The 14,610-nt window shown below is 41.9% G+C and carries 16 protein-coding genes; 5 read left to right on the top strand and 11 right to left on the bottom strand.

Going from position 1 to position 14,610, the window contains the following annotated elements; genetic code table 11:
• The first annotated feature begins 98 nt into the window (after positions 1 to 98).
• Complete coding sequence (locus tag L0P88_RS12695) at positions 99 to 263, top strand: hypothetical protein (protein WP_247130296.1); 165 nt, start codon at positions 99 to 101, stop codon at positions 261 to 263.
• 102 nt (positions 264 to 365) lie between these two features.
• Entirely contained in the window at positions 366 to 1,022 is a 657-nt protein-coding gene (locus L0P88_RS12690) for a hypothetical protein (protein WP_247130295.1), read from the top strand.
• A 141-nt stretch (positions 1,023 to 1,163) separates the two neighbouring features.
• Here L0P88_RS12690 and L0P88_RS12685 read toward each other — a convergent pair whose 3' ends face one another.
• Positions 1,164 to 3,341: an acylase gene (locus L0P88_RS12685; RefSeq protein ID WP_409557681.1), complete on the bottom strand. Its 2,178-nt coding sequence runs from the start codon at positions 3,339 to 3,341 to the stop codon at positions 1,164 to 1,166.
• 124 nt (positions 3,342 to 3,465) lie between these two features.
• On the opposite strand from L0P88_RS12685, the gene L0P88_RS12680 reads away from it, so the two are divergent.
• The gene (locus tag L0P88_RS12680; protein WP_247130294.1) at positions 3,466 to 5,205 is read left to right on the top strand and encodes an ABC transporter ATP-binding protein; all 1,740 of its coding nucleotides are present in this window, start codon (positions 3,466 to 3,468) and stop codon (positions 5,203 to 5,205) included.
• Here L0P88_RS12680 and L0P88_RS12675 read toward each other — a convergent pair.
• The 5 genes from L0P88_RS12675 to L0P88_RS12655 all read right to left on the bottom strand — a co-directional run bounded on the left by L0P88_RS12675 (position 5,202) and on the right by L0P88_RS12655 (position 8,466).
• Positions 5,202 to 5,531: a 2Fe-2S iron-sulfur cluster-binding protein gene (locus L0P88_RS12675; protein WP_247130293.1), complete on the bottom strand. Its 330-nt coding sequence runs from the start codon at positions 5,529 to 5,531 to the stop codon at positions 5,202 to 5,204. The two genes, L0P88_RS12680 and L0P88_RS12675, sit on opposite strands and share 4 nt — an antisense overlap.
• 30 nt (positions 5,532 to 5,561) lie before the next feature.
• Positions 5,562 to 5,921 (bottom strand): four helix bundle protein, encoded by a 360-nt coding sequence (locus L0P88_RS12670; RefSeq protein WP_247130292.1) that lies wholly within the window; start codon positions 5,919 to 5,921, stop codon positions 5,562 to 5,564.
• A gap of 37 nt (positions 5,922 to 5,958) precedes the next feature.
• A complete protein-coding gene (locus tag L0P88_RS12665) occupies positions 5,959 to 7,020 on the bottom strand; it encodes an NAD(P)/FAD-dependent oxidoreductase (RefSeq protein ID WP_247130291.1) in 1,062 nt (353 codons plus the stop codon).
• Between the two features lie 64 nt (positions 7,021 to 7,084).
• A complete protein-coding gene (locus L0P88_RS12660) occupies positions 7,085 to 7,324 on the bottom strand; it encodes a NifU family protein (protein WP_158775820.1) in 240 nt (79 codons plus the stop codon).
• The gene (locus L0P88_RS12655; RefSeq protein WP_247130290.1) at positions 7,321 to 8,466 is read right to left on the bottom strand and encodes an Mrp/NBP35 family ATP-binding protein; all 1,146 of its coding nucleotides are present in this window, start codon (positions 8,464 to 8,466) and stop codon (positions 7,321 to 7,323) included. Before L0P88_RS12655 ends, L0P88_RS12660 begins: the two co-directional genes overlap by 4 nt.
• 284 nt (positions 8,467 to 8,750) lie before the next feature.
• Here L0P88_RS12655 and L0P88_RS12650 point away from each other — a divergent pair, with 284 nt between their 5' ends.
• Positions 8,751 to 10,061 (top strand): Fic family protein, encoded by a 1,311-nt coding sequence (locus L0P88_RS12650; RefSeq protein ID WP_247130289.1) that lies wholly within the window; start codon positions 8,751 to 8,753, stop codon positions 10,059 to 10,061.
• A gap of 31 nt (positions 10,062 to 10,092) precedes the next feature.
• Here L0P88_RS12650 and L0P88_RS12645 read toward each other — a convergent pair whose 3' ends face one another.
• The 3 genes from L0P88_RS12645 to trmB are packed head-to-tail and all read right to left on the bottom strand — an operon-like array spanning position 10,093 to position 11,725.
• A complete protein-coding gene (locus L0P88_RS12645) occupies positions 10,093 to 10,428 on the bottom strand; it encodes an MGMT family protein (protein WP_247130288.1) in 336 nt (111 codons plus the stop codon).
• The gene (locus L0P88_RS12640) at positions 10,421 to 11,026 is read right to left on the bottom strand and encodes a LysE family transporter (protein ID WP_247130287.1); all 606 of its coding nucleotides are present in this window, start codon (positions 11,024 to 11,026) and stop codon (positions 10,421 to 10,423) included. Before L0P88_RS12640 ends, L0P88_RS12645 begins: the two co-directional genes overlap by 8 nt.
• A gap of 27 nt (positions 11,027 to 11,053) precedes the next feature.
• On the bottom strand, positions 11,054 to 11,725 hold the full coding sequence (trmB, locus tag L0P88_RS12635; RefSeq protein WP_247130286.1) for a tRNA (guanosine(46)-N7)-methyltransferase TrmB: 672 nt from the start codon (positions 11,723 to 11,725) through the stop codon (positions 11,054 to 11,056).
• 71 nt (positions 11,726 to 11,796) lie between these two features.
• On the opposite strand from trmB, the gene L0P88_RS12630 reads away from it, so the two are divergent.
• On the top strand, positions 11,797 to 12,909 hold the full coding sequence (locus L0P88_RS12630) for a glycosyltransferase (protein WP_247130285.1): 1,113 nt from the start codon (positions 11,797 to 11,799) through the stop codon (positions 12,907 to 12,909).
• Here L0P88_RS12630 and L0P88_RS12625 read toward each other — a convergent pair.
• Both L0P88_RS12625 and L0P88_RS12620 read right to left on the bottom strand, forming a co-directional pair.
• The gene (locus L0P88_RS12625; RefSeq protein ID WP_247130284.1) at positions 12,834 to 13,889 is read right to left on the bottom strand and encodes a sensor histidine kinase; all 1,056 of its coding nucleotides are present in this window, start codon (positions 13,887 to 13,889) and stop codon (positions 12,834 to 12,836) included. The genes L0P88_RS12630 and L0P88_RS12625 overlap by 76 nt on opposite strands.
• Positions 13,889 to 14,575 (bottom strand): response regulator transcription factor, encoded by a 687-nt coding sequence (locus L0P88_RS12620; protein ID WP_158775828.1) that lies wholly within the window; start codon positions 14,573 to 14,575, stop codon positions 13,889 to 13,891. The genes L0P88_RS12625 and L0P88_RS12620 overlap by 1 nt, the downstream gene beginning before the upstream one ends.
• Positions 14,576 to 14,610: the final 35 nt, after the last annotated feature.

Genomic DNA, 14,610 nt, shown 5'->3' with positions numbered 1-14,610 from the left:
AAAAGTGTACCATGATGTTTAAGCGCATCAACAATTTACAACTAAAAAGAAAAAAATCGATTGGTTGGTGCATTTCCCTTTATCACATTGGTTTGTAAATGGCTTTTACGAAACGGGACGATTTGCCCATTCAAGTAATGGATTTGCCATATAATTTATGGGCAAAGGCCACTATTTTGGTATTCCACACTTTTGGTATTTCTTTGATCATACAGCACTTTATCATTCTCAAAATTCCCCACTATCTCCTCATTTTGGATTAAAAAAGGCCCTTATATCGAAATAACATCACTTTTAACAGCACTTTATCAAGTCCTTGGTAAGGTATTTGTTAACTTTAATTAGCTTATGCGACAAAAATTGTGATGAAAAGACTTACTTTCCTACTGTTCATAGCAATGCTTCCGTTTTCCATGACGGGCCAAGGTGATTTGCCTACGACCAAGCCTTTGGAAATTGGTCGGCAGAACAATTTGGATGCCCTACCCAGCAATAGGGGAACAGTACTCAAGTTTCCATCGGTTTTGGATAATGATCTCATTTCCAAGGAAAATCCTGTTAAAATGCTGCCGGATAGGCAGTTACTACAGGCAGGGCATGACCTGAAAATTGATCCCAAAGTTGGGGAACGCGAAAAAAAGGGTTCCAACAAATTCTATGGTGACCAGTATTTGGGGGACTTTAAGACCAACGCAAAGTTTGTTGGAATCGTAGCACGGGACCATGAATATGTGGATGGAGATCGGGTAAAGATTTATGTCAACGGTGAAGTGGTCGAATACAATCTACTCCTTTCCGGCGCTTTTAAAGGCATTAATATTGACTTGATCGAAGGATTTAACCGGCTGGACTTTGAAGCCTTGAACCAAGGCTCATCCGGTCCCAATACCGCACAGGTTGTGGTTACTGACGAAGCTGGAAAAGTATTGCACAATAATCGCTGGAACCTATCAACAGGTTCAAAAGCCAGCTTAATAGTGGTCAAAGAACCCAATCTTGAGGAAGAAGAAGAACAGGAGTAGATTAAAATCATGTCTCGTAGGTTCCAAAGGTTTTCCAATTCCCAACTTCCAACTTCCAACTTCCAACTTCCAACTTCCAACTTCCAACTTCCAACTTCCAACTTCCAACTTCCAACTTCCAACTTCTAACTTCTAACAAAACTATTCCCTTTTACCCGGTGTATAGGTCTCCTTGGCCCGCTTGAGCACATCTCCCCTATAATAGGCCACATCTTTCCATTGCACATCCGCATACATTTGAATCTGGTCATCGAAATGGGGAGAATTCGGATCACCACTTTGACCACCCGCCAAAATGGTTTTCGCTTTTACGGTATCCCCAAATTCTACCACAGCTACAAAGCTATTTCCACGGGTGCCGTACAATTTCTTTGCTCCTTCCGCGGTGTATCGGGCACCATAAGCGGCCAATGCACCCCATCGCCCACTCGCAAAACCAATGGGGATACTGGGTTTGGCATCGTCAAAGGCTTGACGGATATCACCATTTAGGCGCTGGTAACGGTTGACCTCTCCCCAAGGAATTCTCCAAGTGCCAAAATCTTCATTTAATTGCGCCAGCACCCCTTCAAAGACTTTTAACTGCTCTCCTTTTTCACTTCCCCAAAAAATAACCCGTTCCATTGGGCTCATGCCCTTGGGATACGCCCCTGTTCGATAATAGTTCGTACCGTAAAAGTGGGCCAAGGTCATGGCGATCGATTCCTTGGACGTTTTATAATCCCAATTATGAAGAATTTCAATAGCTTCTTTCATTTTAGGGTCTTTGTCATCATTGGAATGGTAGGCATTGACCAGTCCAGGAATCAATGCTTTAAAGGCGGGCAAATAAGGATCGTGGGCCAGCTGTATTAAACTATTCAAGGTATAGCCACTTCCATCTTTCAACAATTCAATGGCATGTAGTCCCCTGAAGTTCTCTTGGTCCCGCGACATGTATTTGGGATAATCGCCGCGTTTGGGACTGTACTCCAATGCAGCCGTATAAGGTGTGGAATTGCAATTCTGAATCCATCCATTGGGTGGATTCTTTATTAATATGTTTTCATCTACGGTATGCAATCCCTGCCAATCCGTTTTGGGATCATGTCCCTCTACCGGTACCGTATAATCAAAATTGGTATCGCGTTTCGGAATAAAGTTACCATGAAAGTACGCTATATTGCCTCCAGCATCTGCATACACGGTGTTGTTGGAGGAATTGGTGCGGATATCCATCATTTTTCGAAACCCTTCATAACCCTCTTGTTTGGTTCTTATATAGGACTGTTCCAATGCTTTAACCGGTTCCCACATCATGGCAGAGGCCGTCCACTGGCCATCCACGGCATGGGTTATTGGTCCATGGTGGGTGCGGTACCTAGGAAAGGCTTTTTCCTTAAGCCCATTATTCCCATCCTTATATTTTAGGGTTACCATTGCAGAATCCACAGGACGCAATTCTTCTCCATATTGATAAAAGAGTTTACCATCGTTCTTTACCATGGTTTCCTTAAACTCGTCCATAACATCCGTATAGGTGGAAGTATGCATCCATCCCGTTTTTGCGTTAAATCCCTGATAAACGAAAAATTGTCCCCAAGTCACTGCGCCATAAGCATTTAATCCTTCCTCACTGACCATATGGACCTCCCCTCGAAAATAAAAGGAGGTATGTGGATTGATCAATAACATGGCGTTGCCGGACTGTGTTAAATCCCCTGAAATGGCAATGCCGTTGGACCCCTGCGGTTCTACCATTCCTTTTTCTTTTTTTAGTTCCAACAACTCCATTTCCGGAAGTTCCATACCGGATTCATAAAATCGTTCGATCTTTCTTGTAGAAATCCGTTCAATATCCCCACCAATACTTCCCTCACTAAAATACATGGGCATCCAGGGCTCAAAACGGGTCAATAATCTAGGCTTTACTTCGGGATGGGTGTGTAGGTAATAGTTTATGCCGTCCGCAAAGGCATTACATAGTTTTTTAAGCCATTCCGGACTTTTATCATAATTGGCCTTGGCTTCCTGTTCCGTCATAAAAAGTTTTGCACGCAAATCACTGTATAGGGCATCCTCACCTTCAACCTCTGCCAACCGCCCTGTGGCCCAAATATAATTTTGCTCCACTCTGTTAAAATCGTCCTCACATTGGGCGTACAATAATCCAAAAACCGCATCAGCATCCGTTTTTCCATAAATATGGGGCACCCCAAAATCATCCCGAATAATGGTGATGTTTTCTGCCTGGGCTTTCCATTGATCCACCTCGGTTTGGGGTTCATTTCCCTTACAAGCCATCAAAAGCATTGTGCAAATAAGGAATACCGTTCTCATAGTTAAGATTTATACATTTCACTGCTTTAAAGATAACACTCCCATCCCATCTTAAAAACCCCCGGCCATATCACCTGTCCATTTGGTCTATTTTTAAACTAACTTGCAGCTCTTTTACAACGGCATGGCAGAGAAAAAAGTAAGCGTCCTAAAGGCGTTTAAAACTATTATTTGGCCCAGAAGGAATTTGGTGTTCCTAGGTCTATTATTGATTGTAATAAACAAGGGCGCAAGTTTTATCCCTCCGGTGTCCCTTCGGTATTTTTTGGATGATGTGGTTCCAAATAAGGACTACGGGTTTTTGAAAATCTTGGTAGCCGTAGTGATTCTTTCCTTCTTGATCCAAGCCATTATGTCCTTTTTATTGACCAAAGTCCTGAGCATACAGGCCCAGTACATGATTTCCGAGCTTAGGGCACAGGTACAGAAACAGGTGCTTTCCTTGCCCATCCGCTTTTTTGACAATACCAAATCCGGTGCTTTGGTCTCCCGAATCATGAGCGATGTGGAAGGCATACGAAATTTAGTCGGTACTGGATTGGTACAATTGGTAGGGGGTAGTATTACGGCTGTGGTTTCCTTAATCTTACTACTTCGGATCAGTCCGGAAATGACCTTATTGACCTTTATCCCCCTAGTGGTTTTTTCAATCATTGCCTTGAAGGCCTTTAAAATCATTAGACCTGTTTTTCGGGAACGGGGAAAAATCAACGCGGAAGTAAAAGGTAGGCTGACCGAGACCTTGGGGGGTATACGGGTCATCAAAGGGTTCAATGCGGAAGAACAAGAAGCAAGGGTCTTTGAAAGCGGGGTGGAACGACTGTATCAAAATGTAAAGAAGAGCTTAACGGCTACGGCCGTAATGACCAGTTCCTCAACTTTTCTCCTCGGACTTGCCACAACAGGTATTATGATGGGCTATGGTGGTTATGAGATGATGCAAGGTGAACTCACCACCGGTGAATATTTTGAATTTACCTTCTTATTGGCACTTATGGTGGCCCCAATCGTACAAATGAGCAATATTGGCAGTCAACTGACCGAGGCCCTGGCCGGTCTTGACCGTACCGAGGAATTGATGAACAAAACTGCGGAAGCCAAGGAAAAAGACCGAACCATTACCTTGGAAGGCATCCATGGCAATATGGTATTTAAAAATGTTTCCTTCGCTTATGAAGAAGATAAGGAAGTGCTGCACAATATCAGTTTTAACGTTAGGGCGGGCCAAGTAATCGCCCTGGTGGGAAGTTCCGGTTCTGGAAAAAGTACCATTGCAGGCTTGGCGGCCAGTTTTTTGAATCCGGATTCGGGCACGATTACCATAGACGGAAAAGATTTATCCCAAGTAGACCTGACCAGTTTCCGGAGGTTTTTGGGAGTGGTCCTACAGGACGATTTTTTATTTGAAGGACCCATTCGTGAGAATATTCTATTTCCAAGGCCCAACGCCTCAGAGGAAGAATTGGACGCTGCGGTAAAAGCAGCCTATGTCAATGAGTTTACCGACCGGTTCGACGATGGTCTGGATACGTTGATCGGTGAGCGGGGGGTAAAGCTTTCCGGGGGGCAGAGGCAACGTATTGCCATAGCCCGTGCCGTTTTGGCAAATCCTAGAATTTTGATTTTGGACGAAGCTACATCGAGCTTGGACACGGAAAGTGAAGCGTTGATCCAAAAAAGTTTGGCGGAACTGACCAAAGGGCGGACTACTTTTGTTATTGCCCACCGCCTAAGTACCATTCGTAAGGCGGACCAAATTCTAGTGATTGAAGATGGGCGTATTGCCGAAAAGGGGACCCATGATGACCTTATTGCATCCAAGGGTAGATATTATAATCTATTTACCTATCAAGCGAGGATTTAAAGTTCCTCAGGTGCCAACTCTACCTCCAGTCCCTCAAGTTCCGGTGATATGGGAATTTGACATCCCAACCTTGAACTCTCCTCAACATTGAATGCTTCGGCCAGCATGGCTTCCTCATCATCCGATTTTTCTGGAAGTTCATGTTCCGATCTAATATAGCATTGACAGGACGCACACATGGCCATACCGCCACAAATCCCAATAGTACCTTCCGGGGCCAGTTCATACGAACGAACTACTTCCATTAGGTTCATGTTCATATCGGTCGGGGCTTCAACCTCGTGAAGTATACCTTCCCTATCGGTTATTTTTATTTTGATATCCATTTCTATTATAAAGGAATTAGGAAAAAGGGGTTAGGAATTGGTTTCTTTCATGGATTGTATAAGTCCAAAAATCATTCTTGCAATTTCAGTTGACTTGTCCAGAAATTCTCCCATTAATTCAGTAGTTAAATAACCTAGTCTTTCTGATAGGCACAACATAGACCTTACTTCACTGTTGGAACTAACCGCTATATATAAAAATCTTGTAAAATCAAGATTGGTCTTCCTGTCAAATCCTTCTGCAATATTATTGGAAATAGATAAAGAAGCTCTGGTTATTTGATCTTTAAAGGCATAATCTTTTACCATGGGGAAATTCGAGTATATAAGAACTGCGAAATCCTGGGCTTTTTGCCAAACGATCAAGTCTTCAAACCTTTTTACAGCCATTTCTTCTTTCTAATTCCTTACTCCTGCCAACTGGAACCTATTCAATTGCTTTCACCACAGCCTTTGGGGCTTCTTTCTTACTACCATCAAATCCTTCCACACCACCCACAGTGGTATATTTCATTACATACTTTTTATCCGGAAAAATGCGTTGATAGGCACTTTGGCACATCAACGTTGCCTCATGAAAACCGCAAAGGATCAACTTTAGCTTCCCCGGATAGGTATTTACGTCGCCAATGGCGTAAATGCCAGGAATATTGGTTTGATAATCGAGGGCATTATCAACCTTAATGGCATTCTTTTCAATTTCCAGGCCCCAATCGGCTATTGGACCCAGTTTTGGGGAAAGTCCAAAAAGCGGAACAAAATTATCCACCTCAATTCTCATATCCTCCCTTGGGTTATTGTTCTTGCGCACATAAACTGCTTCCAATACCCCATTGCCTTCCAACGAGACAACCTCGGCCGGGGTAATTAAGTTAATTCTACCCTTGTTTTTTAATTCCTGTACCTTTTCAACCGAATCGAGTGCTCCCCGGAATTCGTTCCGTCTGTGTACCAGGGTGATTTCCTTTGCCACATCGGCCAGGAAGATTGACCAATCCAAAGCAGAGTCGCCGCCGCCCGCGATAAGGACCTTTTTATCCCGATAAACCTCCGGATCCCGAATAATATAGGTTACCCCATTATCCTCATATTTTGATAAGTACTGTAATTGTGGCTTCCTGGGTTCAAAACTTCCCAGCCCTCCGGCAATGGCAACGATAGGGGCATGGTGTTTGGTTCCTTTGTTGGTGGTCACCACAAAGCTGCCGTCTTCCTGTTTTTCAATGGTATCTGCCCGTTCCCCCAAAGTAAATCCCGGCTGAAATGGTTTTATCTGTTCCATTAGATTATCGACCAAATCCCCAGCCAATATCTCAGGAAAACCAGGAATATCATAGATTGGTTTTTTGGGATAAATCTCTGCACATTGACCGCCGGGCTGGGGTAAAGCATCGATCAAATGGCATTTTAACTTTAAGAGTCCTGCTTCAAAAACGGCAAAAAGCCCCACAGGGCCTGCACCAATAATCAAGATATCGGTTTTAATCATACGTTAAATAAATTAGGGCAAATCCAAGGTTTTGAACATCTTGGTCCAATGGGAAATACTCGACTTAGCTCAGATTAATTACTTCCTCAATTTGAGGGGCGTATTTTTTTATGGTCATTTCCACCCCGCTTTTCAAGGTCATTTGATTAACTGAGCATCCAATACAGTTCCCCTCCAGCTTCACTTTTACCGAAGTACCGTTATCAATGGAAACCAATGAGATATCACCCCCGTCACTTTGTAGGAAGGGACGAATCTCATCCAAGGCTTTCTCTACGTTAGTATGTATTTCTTCCGCTGTCATATTCGTTTCTTTTTAATAGCGGAACATCCCGCCATTGTTGTAATTTTTATCGCTTCCGTTGGAGGCAGTTCCTTGTTTCTGTTTACCAGTTCCTGCACCACATTTTTTGTGAGTTCCTCAAAAGCTTCTTCTGTTGGGGTTGCCGTTTGCAGGGCTGCGGGCCTTCCCACATCCCCGGCCTCCCTAATACTCTGTACCAACGGGATTTCCCCCAAGAAAGGTACGTTCAAATCCTGGGCCAAATTCTTGGCTCCATCCTTACCAAAGATATGATATTTGTTTTCAGGAAGTTCCGCAGGGGTAAAATAGGCCATATTTTCCACAATCCCCAGTACGGGAACATTTATGGATTCTTGTTGGAACATGGCCACCCCTTTTCGGGCATCCGCCAAGGCAATTTCCTGTGGGGTACTGACAACAACGGCCCCGGTTACGGGCAGTGATTGCATGATACTCAGGTGAATATCCCCAGTCCCGGGAGGTAAGTCCAACAATAAGAAGTCCAATTGCCCCCAATGGGCATCAAAAATCATTTGGTTTAAGGCTTTACTGGCCATAGGACCCCTCCAAATCACAGCTTGATTGGGTTGGGTGAAAAAACCAATGGACAACATTTTTACCCCATAATTTTCTACGGGTTTCATTTTATTTTTACCGTCAACCTTTACCGAAAGTGGACGTTCTTGGGCAACATCGAACATAATGGGCATGGAGGGACCATAAATGTCCGTGTCCAATAAGCCCACTTTAAAGCCCATTTTGGCAAGGGTGACCGCCAGGTTTGCCGTTACGGTTGATTTTCCCACACCACCTTTACCGGATGCCACTGCAATGATATTGTTGATTCCGGGAATGGGCTTCCCTTTTATTTGATTGACCTTGGGCTTAGCAGGTGCATCCACCTTTAAGTTGACCTTGATCTTTGCTTTCGCATAGACCTTTTCGTGGATGATCTTTAGGATTTCCACTTCGGTTTTCTTTCTGGCCTGCAAACTCGGATTTTTAATGGTGATATCCACTTCCACCTCATCCCCAAAAACCTGTACGTTGGTCACCGCACCACTCTCCACCATATTCTGCCCCTCCCCGGGTACGGTAATATGTTCCAAAGCTGCAAAAACTTCCTTTTTTGTAAACTTCATATTGTATTTGAACTGTTGACAACAGATTACTTTTAACCTGTTTTTTTAAACATATTTCAAGGGGTAAAGATACGGCGAAGCTGTTAGATAGGGAAGCTTGAAGATTGAAAATCAACGCAGAGCAAAAGCTAAATGTTTGCTAAAATAGGGATGGGCAGCTGTTTTGAAACAGCTCGAAAACAACAAAATATCCTAATTTTTGAAAAATTAGGATATTTTAGTGTATTTTTGAAACATAATGATTTGTCCTAATTTTTGAAAAATTAGGACAAAATTGCGAACCAATGATTATAAAAGCACCAGTATTTGATTTTGAAACAGATTTTGTTTTCCCAGAGAGCATAGAGTTAGCTGAATTTGACGACCCTACTTTTAAAAAAGTCGAGGTCGAATATCTTTATTGGGACAAAATCAAGTATTTGAAGTTTAGGGATATAGATTCAGAAGCTGCTTGGCAAATAATAAAAAGTAAAAGAGCAATGGCTAAGAAAACTCTTGAGCTTAGAGGTCATAGCACAAACATCAATTTTTATCATACTAGTAATAACTCATTAAATCAACCGCTGCATTATTTAGACTTCAACTTTGGTGCAGGAATTCAAAAAGAACAGCTGCTTTCGGATTTAGATAAGCAACAATATCTTAAGAATGCTTTAATGGAAGAATCTATTTTTTCTTCTATGATAGAAGGTGCAACTACTACCAGAATTAAAGCAAAGGAAATGTTGCGCAAGAAAAAGAAGCCTAGAAACAAATCAGAACAGATGATTCTGAACAACTATGAGGCTATTCAATATATTAGTAAGCATCAAAACGAAACCATTTCTTTAGAAAGACTTTTTGAAATCCACGCTATTGTCACAAAAAACACCCTAGAAAAAGAACATGTAGGCATTTTAAGAACCTCCAATGACATTCATGTAAAAAATGAAATCACGGGAGAGATTGTACATACGCCCCCAAAGCCTGAAGAACTAAAAAGCCTAATGTCCTCATTTTGCATTTTCTTTAATGAAAACCCAAAGGAAAACTTTGTCCATCCTATTGTTAAAGCTTCTATTCTTCATTTTTTAATTGGTTACATCCATCCATTTTATGATGGAAACGGAAGAACGGCAAGAGCCATATTTTATTGGCATTTGCTTCAAAACGGCTACTGGCTTGCAGAATATCTTTCTATATCTCGTGTCATCATGGAGACCAAAACGCAATATGAAAAAGCTTACCTCTACACCGAAAACGATGATATGGATGTCACCTATTTTATCCATTATCAGGTAAGGGTCCTAACAAAGGCCTTCGAGGACTTAAAGAAATATATGGCCAAAAAAAGGAAACAACAGCAAGATTTAACCAAGTTCTTAAAAATATCTGGCATCAATGACCGTCAGGCCCAAATTTTGCAATGGGCAGAAAAGGATTCGACCCGAAATTTTACGGTCAAAGAAATAGAAAATGTTTTTTCCATCACCAACCAAACTGCTAGAACAGATTTAGATGAATTAGCAAGAAAAGGCTATCTTAAAAAGATTGCTATCAATAAAAAATCTTCAAACTACTGGAAAGGCGAAGATTTTGACACATTGCTGTCATAAAAATATTTATACTTCACTCAAGGTGATGTTTTTACATCAACTCTTTGGCCGGATCCCAAAAGTGTTTTTGGAAATCCACAATTTGGTTATCCACTACTTTTATGCCTTCATTTTCCAATAGTTGCTGCATTAAATTGGTCCCATCAAAATGATGTTTTCCCGTTAAAACACCCACCCTATTCACTACCCGATGTGCCGGGACATCTTTCCCCACGGAATTGTTCATGGCCCAACCTACCATTCTGGCACTGCGTGCTGCGCCCAAATACTTGGCAATGGCCCCATAGGATGTCACCCTTCCGTAGGGAATTTGCTGGGCCACTTCATAAACCTTGTCAAAGAAATTGGGGGTTTCGGTGCTACTCATAAGAAATTCGTATTAGGGTAATGATCAATAACAAGATCATTAGACCACTTAGGATATAGTTGGAATTTTTTGAAAACGTATTGGTGTTGTTTTCCAATTTATTGAAATACAGGACATAGGAATACATCACTAAAAAAGTACCCAATCCGGCACCCAAAATAAACAGGACTTCATCCAGAATCTCATAGTTCATAATGCCCTGGGTATGGAAAAATGTATTCAATCCACTATAAAAAGGAATTTGAAGCAAATTCAATGCTGCCAAAAACATTCCCTTGGTAAAACTGTTCCGCATATCACCTTTTTCCAAGGTCACGGGCTCTTTTGCACTTTTCGAGGCTTTGATAAGGAAAAAAACTGCCAATACGGCAAAAATCAGTACTGCGGCCTTCATCAGCCACGCTATGATTTCCGGATTTCTGGACAGGAACTTGGCAATCCGAACGGCCAGATAGGCCTGAAACATCACCATTACCGCAATCCCCAAGCTAAACATAATTCCATTCTTCCTTCCCTTCTCAACACTAATTTTTGCGGCATTGACATTCAAAAGCCCAGGAGGGGCAGAGGCCATCACTGCGGCAATTAGTGTCGCCATGAAAAGAATCAACAATTGGGTCATTATTTAGTTGGTCAGTCTAAATTGAATATAGGTTATGGGTTTCCCTTCATCAAGATACTGATTTTCATAAAAAGTCTGGATTTCCAAAACTTCTTCCGGGCACCCTTCATTTTTGTACACATCATGATTGGCGTAGATAACCGTGCAGCCCAAACCGTGTAACAGGCCCAAGGTATAGCCATGCATGAACTCGCTGTCCGTTTTTAAATGGACCGTTCCCATTGGTTTTAAAATGGTTCGGTACTTATTTAGGAAAATCTTGTTGGTCAACCGGTGTTTTGTCCGTTTGTATTTGATTTGGGGATCAGGGAAAGTAATCCAAATTTCGGATACTTCATTTTCTTCGAACATGAAATCTATAAGTTCAATTTGGGTCCTTAAAAAAGCGGCGTTGGTCACATTATCTTCCAGGGCAGTCTTGGCTCCCCGCCAGAATCGGGCACCTTTAATATCGATTCCGATAAAGTTTTTTTTGGGATTCCGTTTGGCCAATCCCACGGTATATTCCCCTTTTCCACAACCCAGTTCCAGTACAATAGGGTTGCCGTTACCAAAATGTCCTGCCCACTTTCCTTTTAAATGAAATCCTTCCATGACCTCAACCCGTTTGGGTTGGATCACATTGGGAAATGTCTCATTCTCCGCAAAGCGCTTTAACTTATTCTTACTGCCCAAAACAAAAACTTAAAGTTTTGGCAAAACTAAGGAAATCTACATCCAGGAAAGACATCGTTTCTTTGTAAATTATGCCTGACCAAAAACGAATACTCGTAGCCCCATTGAATTGGGGATTGGGACATGCAACCCGTTGTATTCCCATAATCGAAGCATTGAAGAACAACGGATTTGAACCCATTATCGCTTCAGATGGCGTTGCACTTTCCCTATTGCAAAAAGAATTTCCTTCACTGAAATCCTTGGAGCTGCCCTCCTACAAAATTGAGTATGCCCAAAAAGGGAAAAATTTCAAATTGAAAATGATCTGGGATTCCCCAAAGGTGCTCAAGGCCATGGCCAAAGAGAAAAAGGAAATTAAACGGATTGTAAAGAAATATAGCATTGATGGTATTATTTCTGATAATCGATTGGGTGTATACTCCAAAAAGGTACCCTGTGTTTTTATTACCCATCAGTTAAATGTCCTTTCCGGGAACACCACATGGCTGAGTTCAAAAATGCACCAGGGCATAGTCAAAAAATTCAATGCCTGTTGGGTTCCGGACACGGCAGGAAAACCCAACCTCACCGGTAGATTGGGACATCTAAAAAAATCCAAACTCGATATAAAATATTTGGGGCCATTGAGCAGGTTCCAAAAAAAGGAACTCCCCAAAAAGTACGACTTAATGGTACTCCTTTCCGGACCTGAGCCACAAAGGGGCCTACTGGCCAAAAAACTCCTTAAAGAGTTAAAGGCATTTTCTGGAAATGTCCTCTTTGTAAAAGGTAAAATTGAAGAACAACAAACCTCGGAAACCATGGCCTTAAAAAATGGCCAGATCACCATTTGCAATTTTATGCAGTCCGAACAATTGGAAGAGGCCCTAAATTCCAGTGAACTTGTCCTATCCCGCTCCGGATATACCACCATTATGGATTTGGCCAAATTGGAAAAGAAAGCTTTCTTTATTCCAACTCCCGGACAATACGAGCAAGAATATCTGGCCAAACGACTGGACAAAAAAGGCATATTCCCTTATGCAAAACAAGAAGAGTTCCAGGTTGGGGATTTAAATAGGATAAGGGACTATTCCGGATTGAACAACGTTGAAAAAAGTGTTGATTATACTTCGCTTTTTGAAGCTTTTTCCAAAGTGAAGGAAAATTCCGAGCCTACATCCACCTCGCTCTCCACATAGATTTTTTCACCGTGGGCCTCAATAATATGCTTTACGATCGCCAATCCCAGTCCTGAGCCACCTTCTTTTCGGCTGCCACTTTGATCCACTCTATAAAAACGTTCAAACAACCTGGGGATATGCTGTTTGGGAATTCCTTCACCATTATCGGTTACCCGTACGATAACCCGGTTTTTGATCAAATTTTCAACACTTACTTCCGTAGTGCCGTTCGTGTGCCCATATTTAATGGAATTTACCAAAAGATTGGACAGTACCTGTTGTATTTTTTCAGAATCCCCAATCACCATTATTGGATCATCATATTCCATATCAAACGTTAAAGCGATTTCCTTTTTTGCGGCTCGCATCTCCAACAGTTCAAATACGTTCCGTATAAGTTCAATGATATCAAATTCTTCTTTTTTCAGATTCATATCACCAGACTCCAGTTTGGTGATCATATCCAAATCCTTGACAATGTAAATGAGGCGTTCAACACCTTTGCTTGCCCTTTTTAGATATTTTTCGCTGACCCTTTTGTCTCTGATGGCGCCATCCAGGAGTGTCAAAATATAACCTTGTACGGTAAAAAGCGGGGTCTTGAGTTCATGGGAGACGTTGCCCAGAAAGTCCCTTCGGTATTCCTCCCGGATCTTTAGCGTATCTATCTCGACCTTTTTATCCTTGGCAAATTTTTCTATTTCCTCCGTAAGGGTTTTCATATCCGTAGTAATGGGCTTGGAGGAGAACGATGACGACTCCAAGAGCGAAACATCATCATAAATCTTTTTGACACGCTTATAGATAAAGCGTTCCACTCGGGATTGAATAATAAAAAAGGAACATAAAAAGGAAATCACCAAAAAGGTTACCGGAACGTGCCAGACCAAATTATTGGAGAGATATAGTAGCAGAACGACTACTACCGTAAGTGAAATGGAAATAAACAGGGAAGAACGTATCGCAAAACGATAGGATTTTTTAATCGCAACGGCCATTACAGCACAAACTTATAGCCAACGCCTTTGACGGTTTTAAAGTGATGGTCCCCAATTTTCTCCCGTAATTTTCTAATATGGACATCAATGGTACGTCCACCTACCACTACTTCATTGCCCCAAACCTTATCCAAGATCACCTCTCGCTTAAATACTTTGCTCGGCTTTGAGGTCAATAGTGCCAAAAGCTCAAATTCCTTTCTGGGCAAAACGATTTCCTTACCATCATTGACAACCTTATACTCTTCCCTATTAATAACAATATTGCCCACTTTTACAATATCCTCAACTTCATTTTTGTCCTCTTTCAACCTTCGCAACAAGGCCTTTACCTTACTCACCAAAACTTTTGGCTTAATGGGTTTGGTAATGTAATCATCGGCACCGGCATCAAAACCGGCCACTTGGGAATAGTCCTCTCCCCTTGCCGTTAAAAAGGAAATAATGGTATTTTCCAGACCGGGTGTACTTCGCATGATCTCACATGCCTCTATCCCGTCCATTTCTGGCATCATCACATCCAAGATAATCAAATGGGGCTGTTTCTTTTTTGCTTTGGCCACGGCTTCAACCCCGTTTTTTGCGGTAAAAACCTCATATCCCTCTGAAGCAAGATTGTAGTTTACAATCTCAAGGATATCGGGTTCATCATCGACCAAAAGTATCTTTATATCCTTTGTTTTCATCGTTGGAAAAAATAGTTATTCGCCCAAATGTAAAG

Source organism: Muricauda sp. SCSIO 64092, from assembly GCF_023016285.1.
Lineage (GTDB): Bacteria > Bacteroidota > Bacteroidia > Flavobacteriales > Flavobacteriaceae > Croceivirga.
This window is presented reverse-complemented; position numbering and strand designations above follow the sequence as displayed.